The sequence below is a fragment of the Pseudoflavonifractor sp. An44 genome (assembly GCF_002161675.1).
Lineage (GTDB): Bacteria > Bacillota > Clostridia > Oscillospirales > Oscillospiraceae > Enterenecus > Enterenecus faecium.
Window position 1 is genome coordinate 1 of record NZ_NFIH01000037.1, and the last position, 16936, is coordinate 16936.

The following is a 16936-nucleotide window of genomic DNA, read 5'->3' on the forward strand; positions in this document are numbered from 1 at the left end:
CTTTACCAGCAAGAAAGAACTTGTCCAGATGATCAGACATTACATCCACTATTACAACACCAGGAGAGTGCAGCGAAATCTGGGTGTGCTGACGCCTATGGAAAAGCATGAACTGTATCGCGCTGCATAAAAAGCGGCCAGCAGCACATATAGGCTACTGGCCGGGAAAACTTTATATTTTTTCACTGTCCTCTTGACGGGGAGCGGTTCAGGACGCTGGCCGTGCTTTTTCGTTCGGAATTAGCTGCGGCGCTTACGGCTCACATAGGCCGCACCCGCCAGCAGGCTCACCGAACCCAGGAGCGTGGCCACGTACACCATCATCTGGGCGGAGTCGCCAGTCTGAGGTACACGGTCGGGCTTCTGGGTAGCCTGGGGCTTGTCGGTGGCCTCAGGCTCCTGAGACGTTTCGGGCTGATCCGAGGGCTGTGTCTCCCCCTGGGCAGTGAGGCCTTCCATGGCGCTCTGGAGCGCAGCCACAGCGGCGTCCACCGTCTTCTGGTCCTCCTCGGACAGAGTGGCGTCGGCCATCACCGCCTGGGCATTGGCCAGAGCCGAGCGGAAGGTGGCCACGGACTGGGCGGTGTAGCCGGTGAGGTCCATGCCCTCAGCCTTACCGATGAGGCCTTCCAGGATGTCCTTGTTGGCCTTGAAACGCTGGGCCAAAATGGCGTCCAGCAGGGCGTCGGTGGCGTTGTCCACGTCCTCCTGCATGGCGTCGCCGCTGGCGGCCACGTTCTTGGCCGCTGCCAAAGCGTCCACCAGCTGCTGCCAGTTGGTCTCCACGTACTTGTCGGCCTGGTCCATCATGGCCTCAGCGCGCTGGATGACCAGGTTGAGCATGGTCTTGTCGCCCTGAGTCAGGCCCAGCCCCCAAATCCCGTTGAGCAGGTTGTCCCAAGCGGTATTCACCTGGTCCTGCGTGGCGTTCTTATCTTCCATTACGGCCTTGGCCTCAGTGAGAGCCTTCTCAAAGGCAGCCTTGGCGGAGTCGGTGACACCAGTGGTGTCCAGACCCTCGGCGTAAGCGATGGTCTTCTCCAGCAGGGTCTTGTTCACCTCGCTGGGCTCAGGCGCCTCCACCAGGGCCTCCATGGCCTGGGTCAGAGCCATCACCGCAGCGTCCACCTCCGCCTGAGTGGCCTGGGCATTGTCCAGCACCGCCTGAGCCGCTTCCATGGCCTTCTCCACCCCTGCAAAGCTGTCGGCGGTGTAGTCCTCAGCCTGGAGGGCACGGGCCTGGGCCAAGGTCTGCTCCAGCTGGGTCTTGTCCACCACCTGGGCAGGCACCTTCACCACCGCAAAGGCGTGGGCGGGAAGGTTGACCACCGGCACACTGCCCAGCTCCACAGTCTCGGTTTCCACGTGTACCTTGTCCGGGTCCTCCGGGGTGTTCTCGTCTGCAATGCCATCGGTGGCCAGGTACTGGACCTCCACCGACCGCCCAGCCAGGTCCATGCCCGGAATCTCCAGCTGAATGTTGTAGTCGTTGAGGCGATCCACGTTCACCATGGCCAGATAGACATTGCCCTGGTCATCCTTGCTGGCCAGTACCGACACCGCTGTGACGTTGTTCTGGGTCTTGGGGGAGTCCATCTGGGTGCTAACCACATGGTCGCCAAATCCGGAATTGAGCATTTGGAACACATGGGCAGAGGGGGTGGAGAAGTAGGTAAACTCACCCTCTCCGGTGGTGGTACTCGCTCCCTCCTGGGGCACCACCTGAATTACCGCCTGCTGGGTGGGGCCCAGGGAGTCGGCCTCATCCTGATACCAGTCGGACAGGCAATGCTTCTGGATGTAAGGGCTGCCCAGATTCACATATTCCATCATTACCTTGGCAATGTACAGGGCATGGGTCTGGGAGCGCACCTGGGACTCGGTGTTGTAGTGGATGCCAAACTCGCTGACCACGGGCACCTTGCCCTCGGGCAGCTTGGAGGCGAAATTCTTCACCGGGTTGACACCGCTGCCCTCGGTCTTGAGCATGGCGTTGTCATAGAACTCCTCGGGGGTGCTGCCGCTCACGGTGCCGGAATAGGGGTGAACCACCACGCCGTCGTACAGGTCGTTGTAACCGCCGGCAGCCATCTTGTTGACAAAGCCCTCGGTCTCATAGCCTGCGTAGACAAAAATTTCCTGGTCGGTGCCGCTGAGGTGGTTGATCTCGTCCATGGTATCCCGCATGGCCTGGGATACGTCCACGAAACCGTCCCGGTCCACGCTGTAGGTGGCGTAGATGTTCTGTCCCTTGGGGGGAATCTTGCCGTGCACGCCGTCACCGAACTGGATGGAGCCGTTGGCGTAGTTGACCACACAGTGGGTGTCCTCAGGCCCGGAACTCTCCAGGCTGTCCACCACGGTCCACTCTGCCGGGTTGTCGTCCGGCCCCACAAAGACCCGGACACCGTCGTTCACCGCCCGGAAGTCGGGGTCATCCACAATTTTCCCATCCTCACCCATGATTCCGGGGTTCAGATTGGCATAGCGCAGGAAGCGCACCAAGTTGGCGCTGCCGTCGGACCGAGAGGCCACCTTGTTCCAGTCCTCCTCGTCCACGGTGTACCGCTTGACAATATTGGCCACGCCGCCGTTGATGTAAGCGTTCTCCCGTCCGCCGTCCACATACAAGGTCCAGTAGCCCTGGGAGTATACGCCGTCGTCTTTCTGGGCATCGGGGCCCAGGTGCATCTCGTTGCCGATTTCAAAATAGCGTACGTTGTAGGGTTCCACATGGCCATTGGCCGCCCGGACATCCGCCCAGGCAATGCCGCCGTTGGGGTTGGTGCCCACCTCGGCATTCATATACTCCACCAGGTCGGCGGCGTCCTGCGCACTGCCACGGCCCAGGCTGTAGACATAGATCATCTCAGAGCCCATTTCATCGGCAAAATCTGCGGCCTCGCCCAAGCCAAAGTTGGGGGCGATGCCGGTCTGATTGCCGCTGTTATACAGGCCGTGAATCTGATTTTTCCGGCTCTCCTTGTCTCCCAGGGTGGTTCTCCAGTTGAACAGGTTGGAGATGGTGCCGCCGGGGTAGCGGATGGAGCCGAAGCCCGCCTGCTGATACAGCGCAGCGAACTCCTCGTTCATCTTCATGGTCTCGGAATCAAAGGTACCGTAACCATTGTAGGAGTAACGGTGGTTGATGCCGAAGATGCTGTCGGCATCAATCTCCCGCTGGATGTCGTCCAGATTTACCGTCAGCTTCAGGGGCATGGCGGCCCGATAGTTGGCAATGGCCTCCTCCAGGGCGGCACAGGCCGCCTTCATCTGGGCCAAGTCTGCGGTGAGGTCCGCCCCGTCCAACGCCTGTTTCAGGGCCACCGCCACGGCATCATCCTGGTTCAGGCTGCCGCTGTCATACAGGGTCTGACCCTGGATCACCAGCTCCTGGAGCTGCTGACGGCACAGCTGGGTCCCCTTGTCGGCGTACACCGCCCAGGCCTCCTCATCGGTGAGTACCCGGTTGTAGACGTAGAACTCGTCCACATCCCCCCGCATGGGGTGGGGATTCTTGTTCCCCGCCGTCTTGTGGGCACCCAAACGCAGGGTCAGCACCTGATCAATGGCGTTGTCCGTCAGGGCCTGCTGGCTGTCCAGCTCCCCGTTGATGTAGAACTTTACCTGGCGGCTGTTCTGGTCAATGGTAATGGTAATGTGCTCCCAGCCCCCCTTGACCACGGTGCGTTGGGAGACCACATCGGTGCCGTTGACGTAGGTATGGTACTTGCCATCCCCCCGCAGCGTCAGCACAGACCGCCCGCTCCCCTCATGCTGGAGCATCACCGTGGAGGCGGCGCTGTCGTCCCCGGTGATGGTGGTGTCATAGCGGTACCACATGGAGAAGGAGGTGGCTCCCGCTCCCGTATTGATGTAGTCCTCCAGCTTCATAAAGTTGTCCACCCCTGCGCCGAACCGCAACACCTGCCCAAATACCGGGTTGCCGCTGTCCGTCAACTGGACGCCGTCCCCCTGTAAGGTGGCCGTGGTGCGATCCCCTTGGTCACTGACCAGAGAGTCAAAGCTCCAGTGGTCTTTGAGTCCCTGGGTAGGGTACCCGGACTGGGCATGGGCGCGGAGCCCATAGGGCAGCAGCAGCCCACAAATCAGGGCAGCCGCCACCACAGAACGAACCTTTCTTCTCCTCATACAATTTCCCTCTCCTTTTCCTTTTTATGCAAGAATGCTAAAATGGCAAGGTTTTTTCAGCTCCTTTTAAGCTGATTCATTTAATCTTATCATACCCCTCTGGCAATGTCAAAATGTATCGTCTCTCAGGAATGCGTACCGAGCATCCAATCTGCCATTGACTTTTCCACACGCCCGGCGTATAATGTGCAAAACTTCCAGGAGGTGTGACAATGCTGCGCTGCTGTGTGAACCGCATGAATATGCCTCAGTCCGATATGCCCCATGGCATCGGGCTTGCATTGTCATACTCTTTTTCCCAATAACCCCCCGAAACACCGTTGAGAGAAGAGACGCAGTGCAAGCTAGCCCTCACAAAGGGCGCTTGCACTGCTTTTATTTTATGGAAAGGACTGATTCTATGCCCACCCACCGAGGAACCCAGACCATCGAGACCCCCCGGCTCATGCTCCGCCGGGCCACCCTAGACGATGCCCAGGCCATGTTTGATAACTGGGCCTCCGACCCCCAGGTGACCCGCTATCTCATGTGGCCGGCCCACACCAGCACAGACATCACCCGTCAGGTGCTCCAGAGTTGGGTGAACGGCTACCAGCAGGACAACTTCTACCAGTGGCTCATTGTGCCCAAGGACTTGGGCCAGCCCATCGGCAGCATCAGCGGCATGAACCCCAATGACCTGCTCTCCTGTGTGGAGCTGGCCTACTGCATTGGTCAGCCCTGGTGGCACCAGGGCCTTACCACCGAGGCGGTGGAAGGGGTGATCCGCTACCTGTTTGAAACCTGCGACTTCAACCGCATCACCGCCAAACACGACACCCGCAATCCCCACTCCGGCGGGGTCATGCAAAAGTGCGGCATGACCTGCGAGGGCACCTCCCGGGAATCGGACTACAACATCCAGGGGATTTGCGACACCGTCCACTATGCCATCTTAAAACGTCAATGGAACCGCCCCAAGGACTTCACGGAGGGGCTTGTATACGAAAACGACACCCAACTGGTGCAAGACCTGTACCGCCGCCTGGATGAAAGCCGCCGTCTCACCCGCTCCCAGGCCGCCCGGGTGGAGTTTTTAACCACCGTGCGCTACATAGAGCGCTATCTCACTCCGGGGGCAAAAATTCTGGATATCGGGGCCGGGGCGGGCGAATATAGCCTGTATTTCGCCCAAAAGGGCTACCAGGTATCCGCCCTGGAGCTGTCTGAGGACAACATCGCAGCTTTCCGGGCCAAGCTGACCCCTGAGGACAACATTGACCTGGCGCAGGGCAACGCCCTGGACCTCAGCCGCTACCCGGACCATTCCTTTGACCTTGTACTTCTCTTCGGCCCCCTGTACCACCTGCACAGCCAGGCCGATAAGCTGCGCTGCATTCAGGAGGCCAAACGGGTGTGCAAACCGGATGGAACGCTGTTTTTCGCCTTCATTGCCAACGACATGGTCATCCTCACCATGTTCCACGAGGAGCCGGACTATTTCGTCCACGGCGCCTACGACAAGGAGACCTTCCGCTGTGACGACTTTCCCTTTGTTTTCCACACCGTGGACGCCTGCCGGGAGCTGCTGCGGGAGGGCGGCGTGAAGGTACTCCATGAGGTGGCCTCGGACGGGATCAGCGAGCTGCTCCAGGAGAAGATCAACGCCATGGACCCGGAAAGCTACGCCCAGTATCTCCGGTATCACTTCTACACCTGTGAGAAGCCGGAGCACCTGGGGGCCTCCAGCCACCTGCTCTTTGTGGGTCAGGCATAACGGGCAGGTGGGAAGGGTCCTCCGTCTGTGCTATCGAAGAATTGGTTTCTTTTTACAGATAGTCAAATTTCCCAATCGTGTGATGTTCCTTTTTTACCTGCTGTCTCGCAACACAACCTTCCCAGTACTGTCTGGTTGTAATCTATAGCTTTTCACAGGGGCAAGTTGATGTTATACTATATTATGTCATTCATACTTCCCTGATATGTCTGAATTGCCCCCGGCTGTTGGGCCCTTCCAGACAACCAGGATTCTGATTTTTGTGGGAGGCGGTCTATATGGAGCGGGTGCATCGCATCTCTGTTTTCATCGGCTGCACCATCATTTTATTGCTGTTATCTGTCGTGGTGTTTGTGCTGTTTTTCTCCCCCAAGGATGTCTCTGCCGATCACACCGGAGAGCAGCGGGTCTTTGGTGCCACCTACATGACCATGAACAACCCCTATTACCAAGAGCTGGACGCCCTGCTGCGGGCCAACATTGAGGCAAAGGGAGATGTGTTGTTGACACGGGACCCCGCCATGGACCAGACCCGCCAAAATCAGGAGATTTTGGATCTGATTGATGCGGGGGTAGATGCCATTTTTCTCACCCCGGTGGAGTGGGACACCGTCCAGGAGGGTTTGGAGGCCGCCGCAGCAGCTAACATTCCCGTCATCGTAGTGGATGCGCCCGTTCTCAACACGGAGCTGGTCGCCTGCTCTGTGCTCTCAGATAACTATCAGGCAGGGGTGCTGTGCGCTCAGCACCTGCTGTCGGTGCGGGAAAGCGCCAAGATTATCTTGTTGGAGCACGTCACCGCCCGCTCGGGCACCGAGCGCATCCAGGGATTTCTGGACACCATTGAGGGCCACGACGGGTTCGAGGTGCTGGCTGTAGGTCAATCCGACGGCCAAATTGAGCACGCTATGCCGGTGATGGAGCAGCTGCTGGCTCAGGCCCCTCAGGCAGACACGGTAATGGCCCTCAACGACCCCAGCGCCCTGGGTGCGCTGGCAGCTATCCAAGGGGCGGGGTATGCCGACCGCTTTCTGGTCTATGGCGTGGACGGCTCTCCCGAGGGAAAGGTTCTGGTCAATGACCACCTGATGACCGCTACCTGCGCCCAGTTTCCCAGTCGAATCGCCGCTCAAGCAGTGGAACAGGCCTACCTTGCCTCAGAGGGATCCCCCTGCCAGAAAGAGATCATCATCCCGGTGGAACTGCTCACTGCGGAAACCGTGGGCCGATATGGAACGGATGGGTGGCAATAATGACAAAAGAGAAGCACCTGCACGATCTGACCTTGATCATGACCGTATGCAATCTAGCTATCATCGTTTTTTACTGCCTGATTCGCACTGTAACCACTTACCGTATCTGCGACTCCTTTGGCGCCTATGACTTTTTATCCACGGTGGAAGCTACCCCTCAGCGTCCCTGGCTCATACCGGTACAAGCTCTCAGCCTCTATCTTCTGTTATTTGTTCTCAGCTATTTGAAATTTCGCTGGAAGATACGCAATCCATGGGTCCGCCTGTTTCTCTGTGTGGCCGAACTCCTGCTATGCATCGGGGTAATTGCCTCCCTGAACTTCTATTACAGCGGAGTAGCCCTGCTCGTCTTGGCAGATTTGATCTATTACATCCAGCACAATCGACTGCGGCTGCTTTTTATGGCCATTCTCATCGTTCTCTTTGCTTTCGCGCAGTTTGAGATCATCTCCTTGCCCAACCACTCTGTGGCCTTCAGCTCCTATCTGAGCTACTACACGCCCTTTGTACGCAGCGTATTCACTGGTATTGAAAGTGTGTTGGTCTCAGGGAACATTCTACTGTTTGTCCTCTACATGATTTTGCTGTTCACGGGGGAACAGGAGGAAAACGACCGCATTCGAAAGCTCAACCAACAGCTCAACGCCGCCAACACCCAGCTCAAGGACTACGCAGTGGAGCTGGAGCGAATGACCGAGATCCGCGAGCGAAACCGACTGGCCCGAGAGATTCACGACACCCTAGGCCACACCCTCACCGGCATCATCATGGGCGCTGATGCAGCCCTGGCCCTGTTCTCTGTCGCTCCAGAGGAGGCCAAAAAGCGCGTACAGATCATCGCTCAGTCCGCCCGAGAGGGACTCACCGATGTCCGACGCTCCATCAAGGCCCTGCGCCCGGACACCCTGGAGCAACATTCTCTGGGGCAGGCCCTGGAAAAACTGGTGGCAGATTTCCGCCTGACCACTGGTGTAGACATCCTCTATGAGCCTCTGTCACAGCCCCTGACCTTTGCCCCAGATGAGGAGGACGCCATCTATCGCATCATCCAGGAGAGCATGACCAACGCCGTCCGCCACGGTCACGCATCTCAGATTCGTCTGTCCTTGACCTGGCTGAACCATGTGCTGACCATACACATTCAGGACAACGGCCTGGGCTGTGTCCAGTTGGAAGAGGGATTCGGCCTGCGGCACATGGAGGAACGTCTACGCCTATTGGGAGGTACTCTGACCTACGGAAATGGAAGCCAGAAGGTGGGTCCCGGGGGCAGCGGATTCTTTGTGACAGCCAAGATCCCCGTGCGTGAAAAAAAGGAGGTGTGCGCGAATGATTAAGGTACTCATTGCAGACGACCAGGAGTTGATCCGCCAGAGCCTGAAAATCGTGCTCAGTGTCAGCCAGGACCTGGAAGTGGTGGACACCGTGCCCAACGGAGCAGAGGCGGTGAAAAGCGTGGGCGTCCACCGCCCGGACGTGGTATTGATGGATGTGCGAATGCCGGAAATGGACGGAGTGGAGGCCACTCGAATTATCAAGGAGCGGTATCCCCAGACCAGCGTCATTGTGCTGACCACCTTTGACGATGACGAGTATGTGTTTGGCGCCCTGAAAAACGGTGCCAGCGGGTACCTGCTCAAAGGTAGCGGGGTGTCAGAGCTAGCTGAGTCCATCAAAATCGCCTACCACGGCGGCGCCATGATCAACCCCAACATTGCCAGCAAGGTTATCAGCCAGTTCTCCCATCTGGCCAAAAACTCTACCATGATCTCCGTGGATGATCGGGCCGTCCAGGACATCAGCAAAAGCGAGTGGCCCATTATCCGCTCTGTGGGCTGTGGTATGTCCAACAAGGAGATTGCCCAGGCCCTGTGCCTGTCTGAGGGCACTGTGCGCAATGCCATCAGCAGCGTACTGTACAAACTCAACCTGCGAGACCGCACCCAGCTGGCCATCTGGGCGGTGCAGTCCGGCGTAGTCAACGGCGGGGTGAGCGGATGAGCCGGGGAGCACATCGGTGGCTGGCGGCTCTGGTGGCAGTGCTGATTCTGGGCGGCATTGTGGTGGCCATCGCCTATCGCCCTGGCTCCACCTTGACCATTGGTGTCTACTCGGGCAGCTACTGGGGCACCCCTACCGGCGACTGCTACCAGGTGGTGGACGATGCCATCGCCCGCTTTGAATCGGAGCACCCCGGGGTTCAGGTGGAGTATGTCAGCGGTATTAGCACCGATTCCTACAGCGAGTGGCTGGCCCAGCAAATTTTGAAGGGCACTGAGCCAGATGTCTTCTTTGTCCTTCCGGAGGACTTCAACCTGTTGGTGTCCTCCGGTGCCCTGGCACAGTTGGATCAACGCATGGACGCCGACTCCACCTTTGACCCGGACGCCTACTATGCCCCCAGCCTGTCCAGCGGTGTGCTGGAGGGCAGGCAGTATGCCCTACCCTACGAGAGTGTACCCACCATGATGTTTGTCAACAAAACTCTACTGGAAGCCCACGACATCCAGATGCCAGACAACAACTGGACCTGGGATGACTTCTATTCCATCTGCACCCAGATCACCGACGTGGACCAGCACCAGTTTGGGGTCTACGGCTATACTTGGCTGGACGCCCTCTACTCCAACGGCGGCACCCTGTTTTCCCAGGATGGCAGCTCCTGCCTGCTCACCAGCCAGCCTGTCCAGTCATCCATCCGCTTTGTCCAACAGCTCAATGATCTCAATGAGGGGTATCAGGTCACATCCCGGGATTTTGACCTGGGCAACGTAGCCTTCCGCCCCTTTCTCTTTTCCGAGTATCGGGCTTATCAGCCCTACCCTTGGCGGGTAAAGAAGTATTCCAGCTTTGAGTGGGAGTGCGTATGCATGCCTGCTGGGGACCAGGGGGGCAATGTATCGGAACTGCAGACCATGCTCCTGGGTATTAGCTCCCGAAGTCGGAATCCAGACTTAGCCTGGGAGTTTGCCAAGCTGCTATCCTACGACGAGAGCATCCAGCGAGAACTGTACTCCTATTCCCACGGCATCTCCCCCCTGCGTGCTGTGGCGGAGGACGACGAGATTCTCAGCCAACTCCACAAGGACATCCCTGGTGACGGCAGTGGCAGCTTCAGCCGGGAGGTCATTGGGGGCATCATGAACCATGCCCTCACAGTCCCCAAGTTTGACGGATATGACCAAGCCCTAACCATGGCCCAAACCGCTGTGGCCAAAGTCATGAACAGCGGGGAATCTGCCGTTAGCCCCCTATTGGAGCCCCAGCGAGAAATCAACCTATTTCTGAGTAAAAATTGACGCTATACCACCTCCTCCCCTGTGGAAAGCATTGGCTTCCCACAGGGGATTTGTCATTTTGTCCAAAAAGAATCCGGGGTATTTGCGCAAAAAGGAAAGCCTTGGCCAAAACTAGCCAAAGATATGACATTTGTCATGGGAAGAATGTGACAAACCTCAGTTGTTCCATAGACACATTCTTTGTAAGATGTAACCATCGAAAGCGCCAGACTTGAAACAAAAAAGGAGAGATTGGGAATATGCGCTACTTTATCTTTGTCAGCCATGGTCAACTGGCCTCTGGCATGTCCTCCGCCCTTTCTATGCTGGTGGGAACGCGGGACAACGTGCTCCACGTGGCGTTCCAGGATGGTATGGACGCTGCCACTTTCCGGGAAAATGTGGAAGCCCTGATTCACCCCATCAACAACCAGGACGAGGTAATGGTCATGGCCGATCTGATTAGCGGCTCCCCGCTGGCCACCACCATGGAGTTGCTGGCCCAACATATGGACCTGGCCCATGTACGGGCCATTGGGGGCATGAATCTACCTCTGGCCATCACCGCCATTGAAGCCGAGGACGATCCCCTGGACGATGCCGTATCCGCCATGATTGAGTGCGCCGTAGAGCAGGTACAGAAATTCGCCCTCAACACAGATGACTCGGACAGCGACGACATCTAAGATAACGTCCATATTACCACAGGAGGAGATTATATGATTACCTTTATCCGCATTGATGACCGTATGATCCACGGTCAGACCTGCACCCGCTGGTCTCTGGAGTACCCCTGCACCGGATTGGTCGCCGTCAACGACAAGGCCGCCACCACCCCCGTGCTGAAGGCCGCCTACAAAAATGCCAGCGACAAGAAGACCTTTGTCTGGACCCTGGAAGACTGGCAGAAGAAAAAGGACAAGGTGGTGGCCAGCGACGACCAGTACTTCCTCATCGCCAAGAACCCGGTGGATATGGCCAAGATCTTGCTGGATCAGCCCTTTGATCCCGGAATCAAGGAGATCGTGGTGGGGCCCTGCAACGACCGTCCCAACACCGTCAAGCTGGGCAACAACCAGTCCATCACGCAAGAGGAGGCCGAAGCCCTGGAAAAGCTGATGCAGGCAGGCTACAACATTGAATTCGCCCTCATCAAAGAGGCCGCCATTGGCAACTGGAAGAAATTCCGCAAGCAGTTCGGATTCAACTAAGCCCCCTCTCAGCTCTACAGAAAGGATGATTCCACTATGACTATTAACGTCGTACAAGCCGCACTGTTGGGCCTCTGTGCGTGCCTTTCCTCTATGCCCGGCCTGGGCGGCACGGTGTTCGGCAACTATACCCTGGGCCGTCCTCTCATCGGCGGTCTGGTGGTGGGCCTGATTTTGGGCAACGTGCCCATGGGCATTATGCTGGGCGCCGCCGTACAAATCGTCTACATCGCCCTGGTCACCCCCGGCGGTACCATCTCCGCCGATGTCCGGGCCATCTCCTACATCGGCCTTCCCCTGGCCATGCTGTACGTCAGCTCCACCGGACTGGACCCGGCCAGCGCAGAGGCCGGTGGCTTCGCCGTCTCCATGGCCGCCACTGTGGGCACTTTGGGCACCGTCCTGTTCTATGGTACGGCCACCATCAACCTGGTCTGGCAGCACATGGGCATGGCCTGGGTCAAGCAAGGCAAGCTGAAGAAGCTCTACCTGGTGGACCTGGTGCTGCCCTGGATTTCTCACTTCATCTGTTCCTTCATCCCCACCTTCATCATCTGCTACTTCGGCTCCGACATGGTCCAGATCATCAAGGACTACCTGCCCATGGACGGCTTGGCCATGAAGACCCTGTTTACCGTGGGCTCCCTGCTCCCCGCCGTGGGCGTGGCCATCCTGCTCAAGCAGGTGGTGTCCAAGCCCAAGGACTTCCTGACCTTCTTCGTAGGCTTTACCCTGTGCGCCTGCATGGGTCTGAATCTGATCGGCTGCGCCATCATCGGCGGTTTCTTCGCCCTGATCCAGTACAGCATCCGTACCCTGTCTCTGCGTCCGGCCGCAGTCGCCGTGGGCGCAGGCGATGACGACGACGATGAGGAGGATATCTAAGATGAAAAAACTCTCTCGTAAGGCCCTGAACCGCTCCTTCCTCAACTGGTTCTACGGCCATCTGACCTGCTTCTCTCAGGAGCATATGCAGACCTTCGGCTATATGCTCTCCATGCTCCCCATTGTGGAGGATCTGTATGACACCAACGAGGCCCAGACCAAAAACCTGATGACCTACTCCACCTTCTTCAACACCGAGCCTCAGGTGGGCTCCGTGGTGGTTGGCATCACCGCCGGTATGGAGGAGGCCCGGGCCAACGGCGAGGACGTGGACGACGAGACCATCAACGGCATCCGCGCCGGCCTCATGGGCCCTCTGGCGGGCATGGGCGACTCCCTGGTGGTGGGCACCCTGCTGCCCATCCTGCTGGGCATCGCCATGGGCCTGTCCGGCGGCGGCTCTGTGCTGGGCCCCATCTTCTTCATCCTGGTGTGGAACATCGGTATGTTCCTCATCATGCGCTTCCTCTACTTCAAGGGCTATGAGCTGGGCGGCAAAGCGGTGGAGTACCTGGTGGGCGAAAAAGCCAACGCCATCCGGGAAGCCATCATTATGCTGGGCACCATGGTCATCGGCGGCGTCACCGCCATGTGGATCAACATCGAAACCTCTTTCCAAATGCTGAACAGCGAAGGCGGTGTAATCGTGGACCTTCAGTCCACCCTGGACAGCGTCTATCCCAAGATCCTCAGCCCCGTCTTTGTCATTCTGTGCTGGTATCTGCTCAGCAAAAAACGGATGAGCCCCGTGGTGGTCATGCTCATTTTGGTGGCCGTCGCCTTCGTGGGCGTTCTGGTGGGATTCTTCGACCCCAAGCTCACCTACTGATACAACAAAACGAGGAGGAAGTGCCATGCTTACCAAATCCCAAGCCCTGGACGAGGCCAAGCGCCAGAGACAAGCCCTGGCATCCCTGGGCAAATGGCGGCGGAACCTGTTTGTATTCACCGCCTGTATCCTATTTCTCGCCGTGTTGGGCCTGCGCAGCAGCGGCTGGAGCTTCGGCTTAGGCGTGGCCTCCGCCATTGTGGCCGCCATCAGCCTTCTGCTCACCCTCACCGTACACCTGAGCATCCGCAATGGCATTCGCAACGTGGAGGCCATCTTGCACTCCCTCTCCTGATGCGTTGGGCCCCCAGCGGGGACCAAACCGCCCAAGTTCGTATTCTCAAATGCCTGGGGTGAAACCATGAAAACCTATTCCATTGTCTTGTTGGATATCGACGGGACCCTGGTCGATTCCAAGGACCAGGTTTCCCAAAACACCAAATTGCTGCTGCACCACCTGGAGCAAAAGGGTATTCCGGTCATTCTCTGCTCTGCCCGCTCCCCCAGCGGGGTGGAGATGGTGGTGCAGGAGGTAGGACTCCACAGCCCCATTGTCTGCTACGGCGGCAGCCTTCTGCTGGATGCCCAACGCAACATCATCCAGGATATGGGCATTGACCGGGAGGCCGCTGTGGCCTTCAAGCAGTTTGCCAGCCGGGAATTTCCTCATATCACCGTCAGCAGCTACATGTATGACATCTGGCTGGTGGACTGCGTTGATGACCCCAACATACAGCTGGTGGCCCAGCGAAACCAGTGTACGCCGCTGGTAGGCGTTCTGGAGTCCGCCGTACACACCGTCCCCCATGTACACAAACTGCTGTGCATGGGGGCGCCGGAAGAGATTACCCGGCTACAAACCCGGGCCGCCCAGGCCTTCCCTAACCTGCAATTTGCCCGCTCCGGCACCATCTACCTGGAGGTGCTGGCCAAGGACATCTCCAAGCGTACCGCCATGGAACAGCTCCAGTCCTATTACCAAGTGGACAAACAACAAATCGTGGCTATGGGCGACTATTTTGTAGATATAGAAATGCTGCGCCACGCCGGGCTGGGCATTGCCATGGGCAACGCACCCGACGCTGTAAAGGAGGCCGCTGCACAGGTCACAGCCTCCTGTGATGAAGAAGGGGTGTATATCGCCCTGCGGCATCTGCAATTTACTCCGCCGGATCTCCACCCCATCCTTCTCTAACTGTTCGAACCCTCACAAAAACCCTCCCCATATAGCCATTTGAGCGGGTGCGCATCATTCCAGATGCACACCCGCTCATTGGTTTGATTTCCCTATGGTGGCCACAAGACTGCAGATATCAAACTGTTATTTCGCACCCCCGCCTTTTTCACACCATTCTTTCTGCCTATTCTGCACAATGTTTTAGGCAGTCATTCATTTCTTGACAGGCACCCGGAATTTCCCCTAAAATAAAGGCGCAGGATGAGTGGAAAACACTTGGAGGTATCAAATGTGATAAACTTCGATGTACATGCCTTGCAATGGACAAGGAATCCAAAAAGCTACATGATCTCCCAGGATCGCATTGAGATCGTCACCTTGCCCCATACCGATTTGTGGCAGAGAACTTACTATCATTTTCGTAACGACAATGCCCCGGTACTGCAAATGACCACGGAGGAAAGCTTCTTTTCCTTTGTGGTAAAAACAGAATTCTCGGAAAGCCATCATCGTTTCGACCAGTGTGGTGTCGTTGTATACTTGGATGCCGAAAACTGGCTGAAGGGATCTATTGAGTATGAAAACGAGCGTTTTCAACATTTGGGCAGTGTGGTAACCAATCACGGCTACTCAGACTGGGCAACCACAGAAATTCCCACCAGTGTCACATCCATGTGGTATCGCCTGAGCCGGCGAGAGAAGGATTTCTGTATCGAATGCTCCGAAGATGGCATCACCTTCCGCCAGATGCGTATCTGTCACCTGCATGAAGCCAAGGGGCAAATTCGCTTCGGCATCTATGCCTGTAGCCCGGAGGATTCTTCCTTCCGCGCTACCTTTACCAACATGGAATTGACGGAATGCAAGTGGCTGACCCACGATGGTCAGGCTCCCGACGAGGAACTTTGAGGACTGGAAGCGACTTTGCAGAACATGTAGAAATCTTACCAAGCCATACAGGCATAGATAAATCGGGTGGCGATGCTCCCAGATAGCCGCCCGCCCCACCGTCCTCTAACAAAGAAAAGAGCCAGAAAAATTGATCAAGGAGTTGGAAAGTACACTTCCCCGCACCCCATCGAAACTGCGCCCCGCAAACCCGCCCCCAGCACCTTTCAGCCCCATAAGGGAAAGCGGCGCAAGCCAGGCACCGGCTGTATCAGCCAAATCAACAACCATCTGTGGGAGGGCCGTTACTCCCCCATCTGGCCAGACGGCAAAAAACACGCCCGTAATGTGTACGCCCAAACCAGAGAGGAATGTGAGGAAGTGCTGGCAAACCTGATCCAGCAAATGAAAGCGGAGATCGCCGGGGAAAAAGAACGGCTGAAACAAAATAGAAAGGTGAGCTGAGACGCAACAAGGCCTCTGGAGTTTGCACTCCAGAGGCCATTTTTCTCTGTCTGTGGCTGGTTGTGTGGTCAAACCCAAAACCGCCTATTTTATCATGGCGATAAAGTTCCGTAGATACAACAAAACCGCCCTTTTCTTTACGAAAAGAGCGGTTATTGTGGAGCTGCTAGGCAGATTCGAACTGCCGACCTCATCCTTACCAAGGATGCGCTCTACCGACTGAGCTATAGCAGCAAATGGCGACGCGGAAGGGACTTGAACCCTCGACCTCCGGCGTGACAGGCCGGCGTTCTAACCAACTGAACTACCGCGCCATCTGGGGGAATCTATTTAATCAGCTTCCGCTGTTATTTTTGTGGCAGGGGCAGAAGGATTCGAACCCTCGGCACTCGGTTTTGGAGACCGATGCTCTACCAGCTGAGCTATACCCCTGTATGGTGGGCCTTCAGGGACTCGAACCCGGGACCGACCGGTTATGAGCCGGCTGCTCTAACCAACTGAGCTAAAGGCCCATGTCGTCGATCTGTTCTGTCTGCATGAGCCGTCACAAACCTGTGACGGCTCATGCACAGAAATGGCTCCCCCTGTTGGACTCGAACCAACGACCCTGCGGTTAACAGCCGCATGCTCTACCAACTGAGCTAAGGAGGAATATTGAGAGGCTTGAGAAACTCAAACCTCTTTGTGTCGGCACTACCTATCTTCCCGGGCCGTCGCCAGCCAAGTATTTTCGGCGCAAGTGAGCTTAACTGCCGTGTTCGGAATGGGAACGGGTGGACCCTCACTGCAATCAGCACCGACTAAGTCGACACAGACCTTTTGATCTGCACTGAACATTTGACATATTACCAGATTTCTCTGGTTTTGTCAAGTGTTTTTTGCCCCATTTTTTTGGGGTTCCCACTTAGGTGTGCCTCACACCTAAGTGGGAGTGGTACACCTTCAGGGACTCGAACCCTGGACACCCTGATTAAGAGTCAGGTGCTCTACCAACTGAGCTAAAGGTGCCCATGGAATGGGGTGTCATGCTTCTCCTGTTCGC

At 57.0% G+C, this 16936-nt stretch carries 15 protein-coding genes, 6 tRNA genes and 1 rRNA gene; 12 read left to right on the top strand and 10 right to left on the bottom strand.

The features are described 5' to 3' along the window. Positions 1–240 precede the first annotated feature (240 nt). Positions 241–4152: a LamG-like jellyroll fold domain-containing protein gene (locus B5F98_RS12065; RefSeq protein WP_087373111.1), complete on the bottom strand. Its 3912-nt coding sequence runs from the start codon at positions 4150–4152 to the stop codon at positions 241–243. A gap of 400 nt (positions 4153–4552) precedes the next feature. Here B5F98_RS12065 and B5F98_RS13540 point away from each other — a divergent pair, with 400 nt between their 5' ends. The 5 genes from B5F98_RS13540 (at position 4553) to B5F98_RS12090 (ending at position 10460) form a co-directional block, all read left to right on the top strand. Beyond that, the gene (locus tag B5F98_RS13540; protein WP_343219406.1) at positions 4553–5908 is read left to right on the top strand and encodes a GNAT family N-acetyltransferase; all 1356 of its coding nucleotides are present in this window, start codon (positions 4553–4555) and stop codon (positions 5906–5908) included. Between the two features lie 278 nt (positions 5909–6186). Further along, the gene (locus B5F98_RS12075; protein WP_087373114.1) at positions 6187–7161 is read left to right on the top strand and encodes a sugar ABC transporter substrate-binding protein; all 975 of its coding nucleotides are present in this window, start codon (positions 6187–6189) and stop codon (positions 7159–7161) included. Continuing rightward, positions 7161–8498 (top strand): sensor histidine kinase, encoded by a 1338-nt coding sequence (locus tag B5F98_RS12080; protein WP_087373117.1) that lies wholly within the window; start codon positions 7161–7163, stop codon positions 8496–8498. The genes B5F98_RS12075 and B5F98_RS12080 overlap by 1 nt, the downstream gene beginning before the upstream one ends. Then, complete coding sequence (locus B5F98_RS12085; protein WP_087373120.1) at positions 8491–9162, top strand: response regulator transcription factor; 672 nt, start codon at positions 8491–8493, stop codon at positions 9160–9162. Before B5F98_RS12080 ends, B5F98_RS12085 begins: the two co-directional genes overlap by 8 nt. Beyond that, positions 9159–10460 carry an extracellular solute-binding protein gene (locus B5F98_RS12090; RefSeq protein ID WP_087373123.1) on the top strand — a complete coding sequence of 434 codons (1302 nt, stop codon included), beginning with the start codon at positions 9159–9161 and terminating at the stop codon, positions 10458–10460. Before B5F98_RS12085 ends, B5F98_RS12090 begins: the two co-directional genes overlap by 4 nt. 53 nt (positions 10461–10513) lie before the next feature. Here B5F98_RS12090 and B5F98_RS12855 read toward each other — a convergent pair whose 3' ends face one another. Next, positions 10514–10726 (bottom strand): hypothetical protein, encoded by a 213-nt coding sequence (locus B5F98_RS12855; RefSeq protein ID WP_143482810.1) that lies wholly within the window; start codon positions 10724–10726, stop codon positions 10514–10516. Between B5F98_RS12855 and B5F98_RS12095 the strand changes: the two genes are divergently transcribed. The 7 genes from B5F98_RS12095 to B5F98_RS12125 all read left to right on the top strand — a co-directional run bounded on the left by B5F98_RS12095 (position 10700) and on the right by B5F98_RS12125 (position 15450). Then, positions 10700–11125, top strand: coding sequence for a hypothetical protein (locus B5F98_RS12095; protein ID WP_087373126.1), 426 nt, complete (start codon positions 10700–10702; stop codon positions 11123–11125). The two genes, B5F98_RS12855 and B5F98_RS12095, sit on opposite strands and share 27 nt — an antisense overlap. Positions 11126–11158: 33 nt before the next feature. Then, on the top strand, positions 11159–11650 hold the full coding sequence (locus B5F98_RS12100; protein ID WP_087373130.1) for a PTS sugar transporter subunit IIB: 492 nt from the start codon (positions 11159–11161) through the stop codon (positions 11648–11650). 36 nt (positions 11651–11686) lie between these two features. After that, entirely contained in the window at positions 11687–12535 is an 849-nt protein-coding gene (locus tag B5F98_RS12105; protein ID WP_087373133.1) for a PTS sugar transporter subunit IIC, read from the top strand. A gap of 1 nt (position 12536) precedes the next feature. Further along, a complete protein-coding gene (locus tag B5F98_RS12110) occupies positions 12537–13364 on the top strand; it encodes a PTS system mannose/fructose/sorbose family transporter subunit IID (RefSeq protein WP_206418158.1) in 828 nt (275 codons plus the stop codon). A gap of 25 nt (positions 13365–13389) precedes the next feature. Continuing rightward, positions 13390–13659, top strand: a complete 270-nt coding sequence (locus B5F98_RS12115; protein ID WP_087373138.1) for a hypothetical protein — start codon at positions 13390–13392, stop codon at positions 13657–13659. A 66-nt stretch (positions 13660–13725) separates the two neighbouring features. After that, a complete protein-coding gene (locus B5F98_RS12120; protein ID WP_087373142.1) occupies positions 13726–14559 on the top strand; it encodes a Cof-type HAD-IIB family hydrolase in 834 nt (277 codons plus the stop codon). A 276-nt stretch (positions 14560–14835) separates the two neighbouring features. Next, positions 14836–15450 (top strand): DUF1349 domain-containing protein, encoded by a 615-nt coding sequence (locus tag B5F98_RS12125; RefSeq protein ID WP_275532898.1) that lies wholly within the window; start codon positions 14836–14838, stop codon positions 15448–15450. A 105-nt stretch (positions 15451–15555) separates the two neighbouring features. Here B5F98_RS12125 and B5F98_RS13545 read toward each other — a convergent pair whose 3' ends face one another. The 8 genes from B5F98_RS13545 to B5F98_RS12165 all read right to left on the bottom strand — a co-directional run bounded on the left by B5F98_RS13545 (position 15556) and on the right by B5F98_RS12165 (position 16902). Continuing rightward, entirely contained in the window at positions 15556–15966 is a 411-nt protein-coding gene (locus B5F98_RS13545) for a hypothetical protein (RefSeq protein WP_158099858.1), read from the bottom strand. A gap of 86 nt (positions 15967–16052) precedes the next feature. Then, positions 16053–16128, bottom strand: a tRNA-Thr gene (locus tag B5F98_RS12135). Between the two features lie 3 nt (positions 16129–16131). Then, positions 16132–16208: transfer RNA gene (locus B5F98_RS12140), tRNA-Asp, on the bottom strand. Positions 16209–16250: 42 nt separating this feature from the next. Continuing rightward, positions 16251–16326, bottom strand: a tRNA-Trp gene (locus B5F98_RS12145). Positions 16327–16329: 3 nt separating this feature from the next. Continuing rightward, positions 16330–16406 (bottom strand) — tRNA-Ile (locus B5F98_RS12150). A 63-nt stretch (positions 16407–16469) separates the two neighbouring features. Further along, positions 16470–16545 (bottom strand) — tRNA-Asn (locus B5F98_RS12155). A 34-nt stretch (positions 16546–16579) separates the two neighbouring features. Further along, positions 16580–16695: ribosomal RNA gene (gene rrf, locus B5F98_RS12160) — 5S ribosomal RNA — on the bottom strand. A 131-nt stretch (positions 16696–16826) separates the two neighbouring features. Then, positions 16827–16902 (bottom strand) — tRNA-Lys (locus B5F98_RS12165). Positions 16903–16936: the final 34 nt, after the last annotated feature.

Bases quoted from the DNA above. Each gene is read 5' to 3' on its own strand.
- B5F98_RS12090 (WP_087373123.1), top strand. From the start codon at position 9,159: ATGAGCCGGGGAGCACATCGGTGGCTGGCGGCTCTGGTGGCAGTGCTG.
- B5F98_RS12095 (WP_087373126.1), top strand. From the start codon at position 10,700: ATGCGCTACTTTATCTTTGTCAGCCATGGTCAACTGGCCTCTGGCATG.
- B5F98_RS12110 (WP_206418158.1), top strand. From the start codon at position 12,537: ATGAAAAAACTCTCTCGTAAGGCCCTGAACCGCTCCTTCCTCAACTGG.
- B5F98_RS13540 (WP_343219406.1), top strand. From the start codon at position 4,553: ATGCCCACCCACCGAGGAACCCAGACCATCGAGACCCCCCGGCTCATG.
- B5F98_RS12855 (WP_143482810.1), bottom strand. From the start codon at position 10,726: ATGGCTGACAAAGATAAAGTAGCGCATATTCCCAATCTCTCCTTTTTT.
- B5F98_RS12115 (WP_087373138.1), top strand. From the start codon at position 13,390: ATGCTTACCAAATCCCAAGCCCTGGACGAGGCCAAGCGCCAGAGACAA.
- B5F98_RS12085 (WP_087373120.1), top strand. From the start codon at position 8,491: ATGATTAAGGTACTCATTGCAGACGACCAGGAGTTGATCCGCCAGAGC.
- B5F98_RS12120 (WP_087373142.1), top strand. From the start codon at position 13,726: ATGAAAACCTATTCCATTGTCTTGTTGGATATCGACGGGACCCTGGTC.
- B5F98_RS12080 (WP_087373117.1), top strand. From the start codon at position 7,161: ATGACAAAAGAGAAGCACCTGCACGATCTGACCTTGATCATGACCGTA.
- B5F98_RS12065 (WP_087373111.1), bottom strand. From the start codon at position 4,152: ATGAGGAGAAGAAAGGTTCGTTCTGTGGTGGCGGCTGCCCTGATTTGT.
- B5F98_RS12075 (WP_087373114.1), top strand. From the start codon at position 6,187: ATGGAGCGGGTGCATCGCATCTCTGTTTTCATCGGCTGCACCATCATT.
- B5F98_RS12105 (WP_087373133.1), top strand. From the start codon at position 11,687: ATGACTATTAACGTCGTACAAGCCGCACTGTTGGGCCTCTGTGCGTGC.
- B5F98_RS12100 (WP_087373130.1), top strand. From the start codon at position 11,159: ATGATTACCTTTATCCGCATTGATGACCGTATGATCCACGGTCAGACC.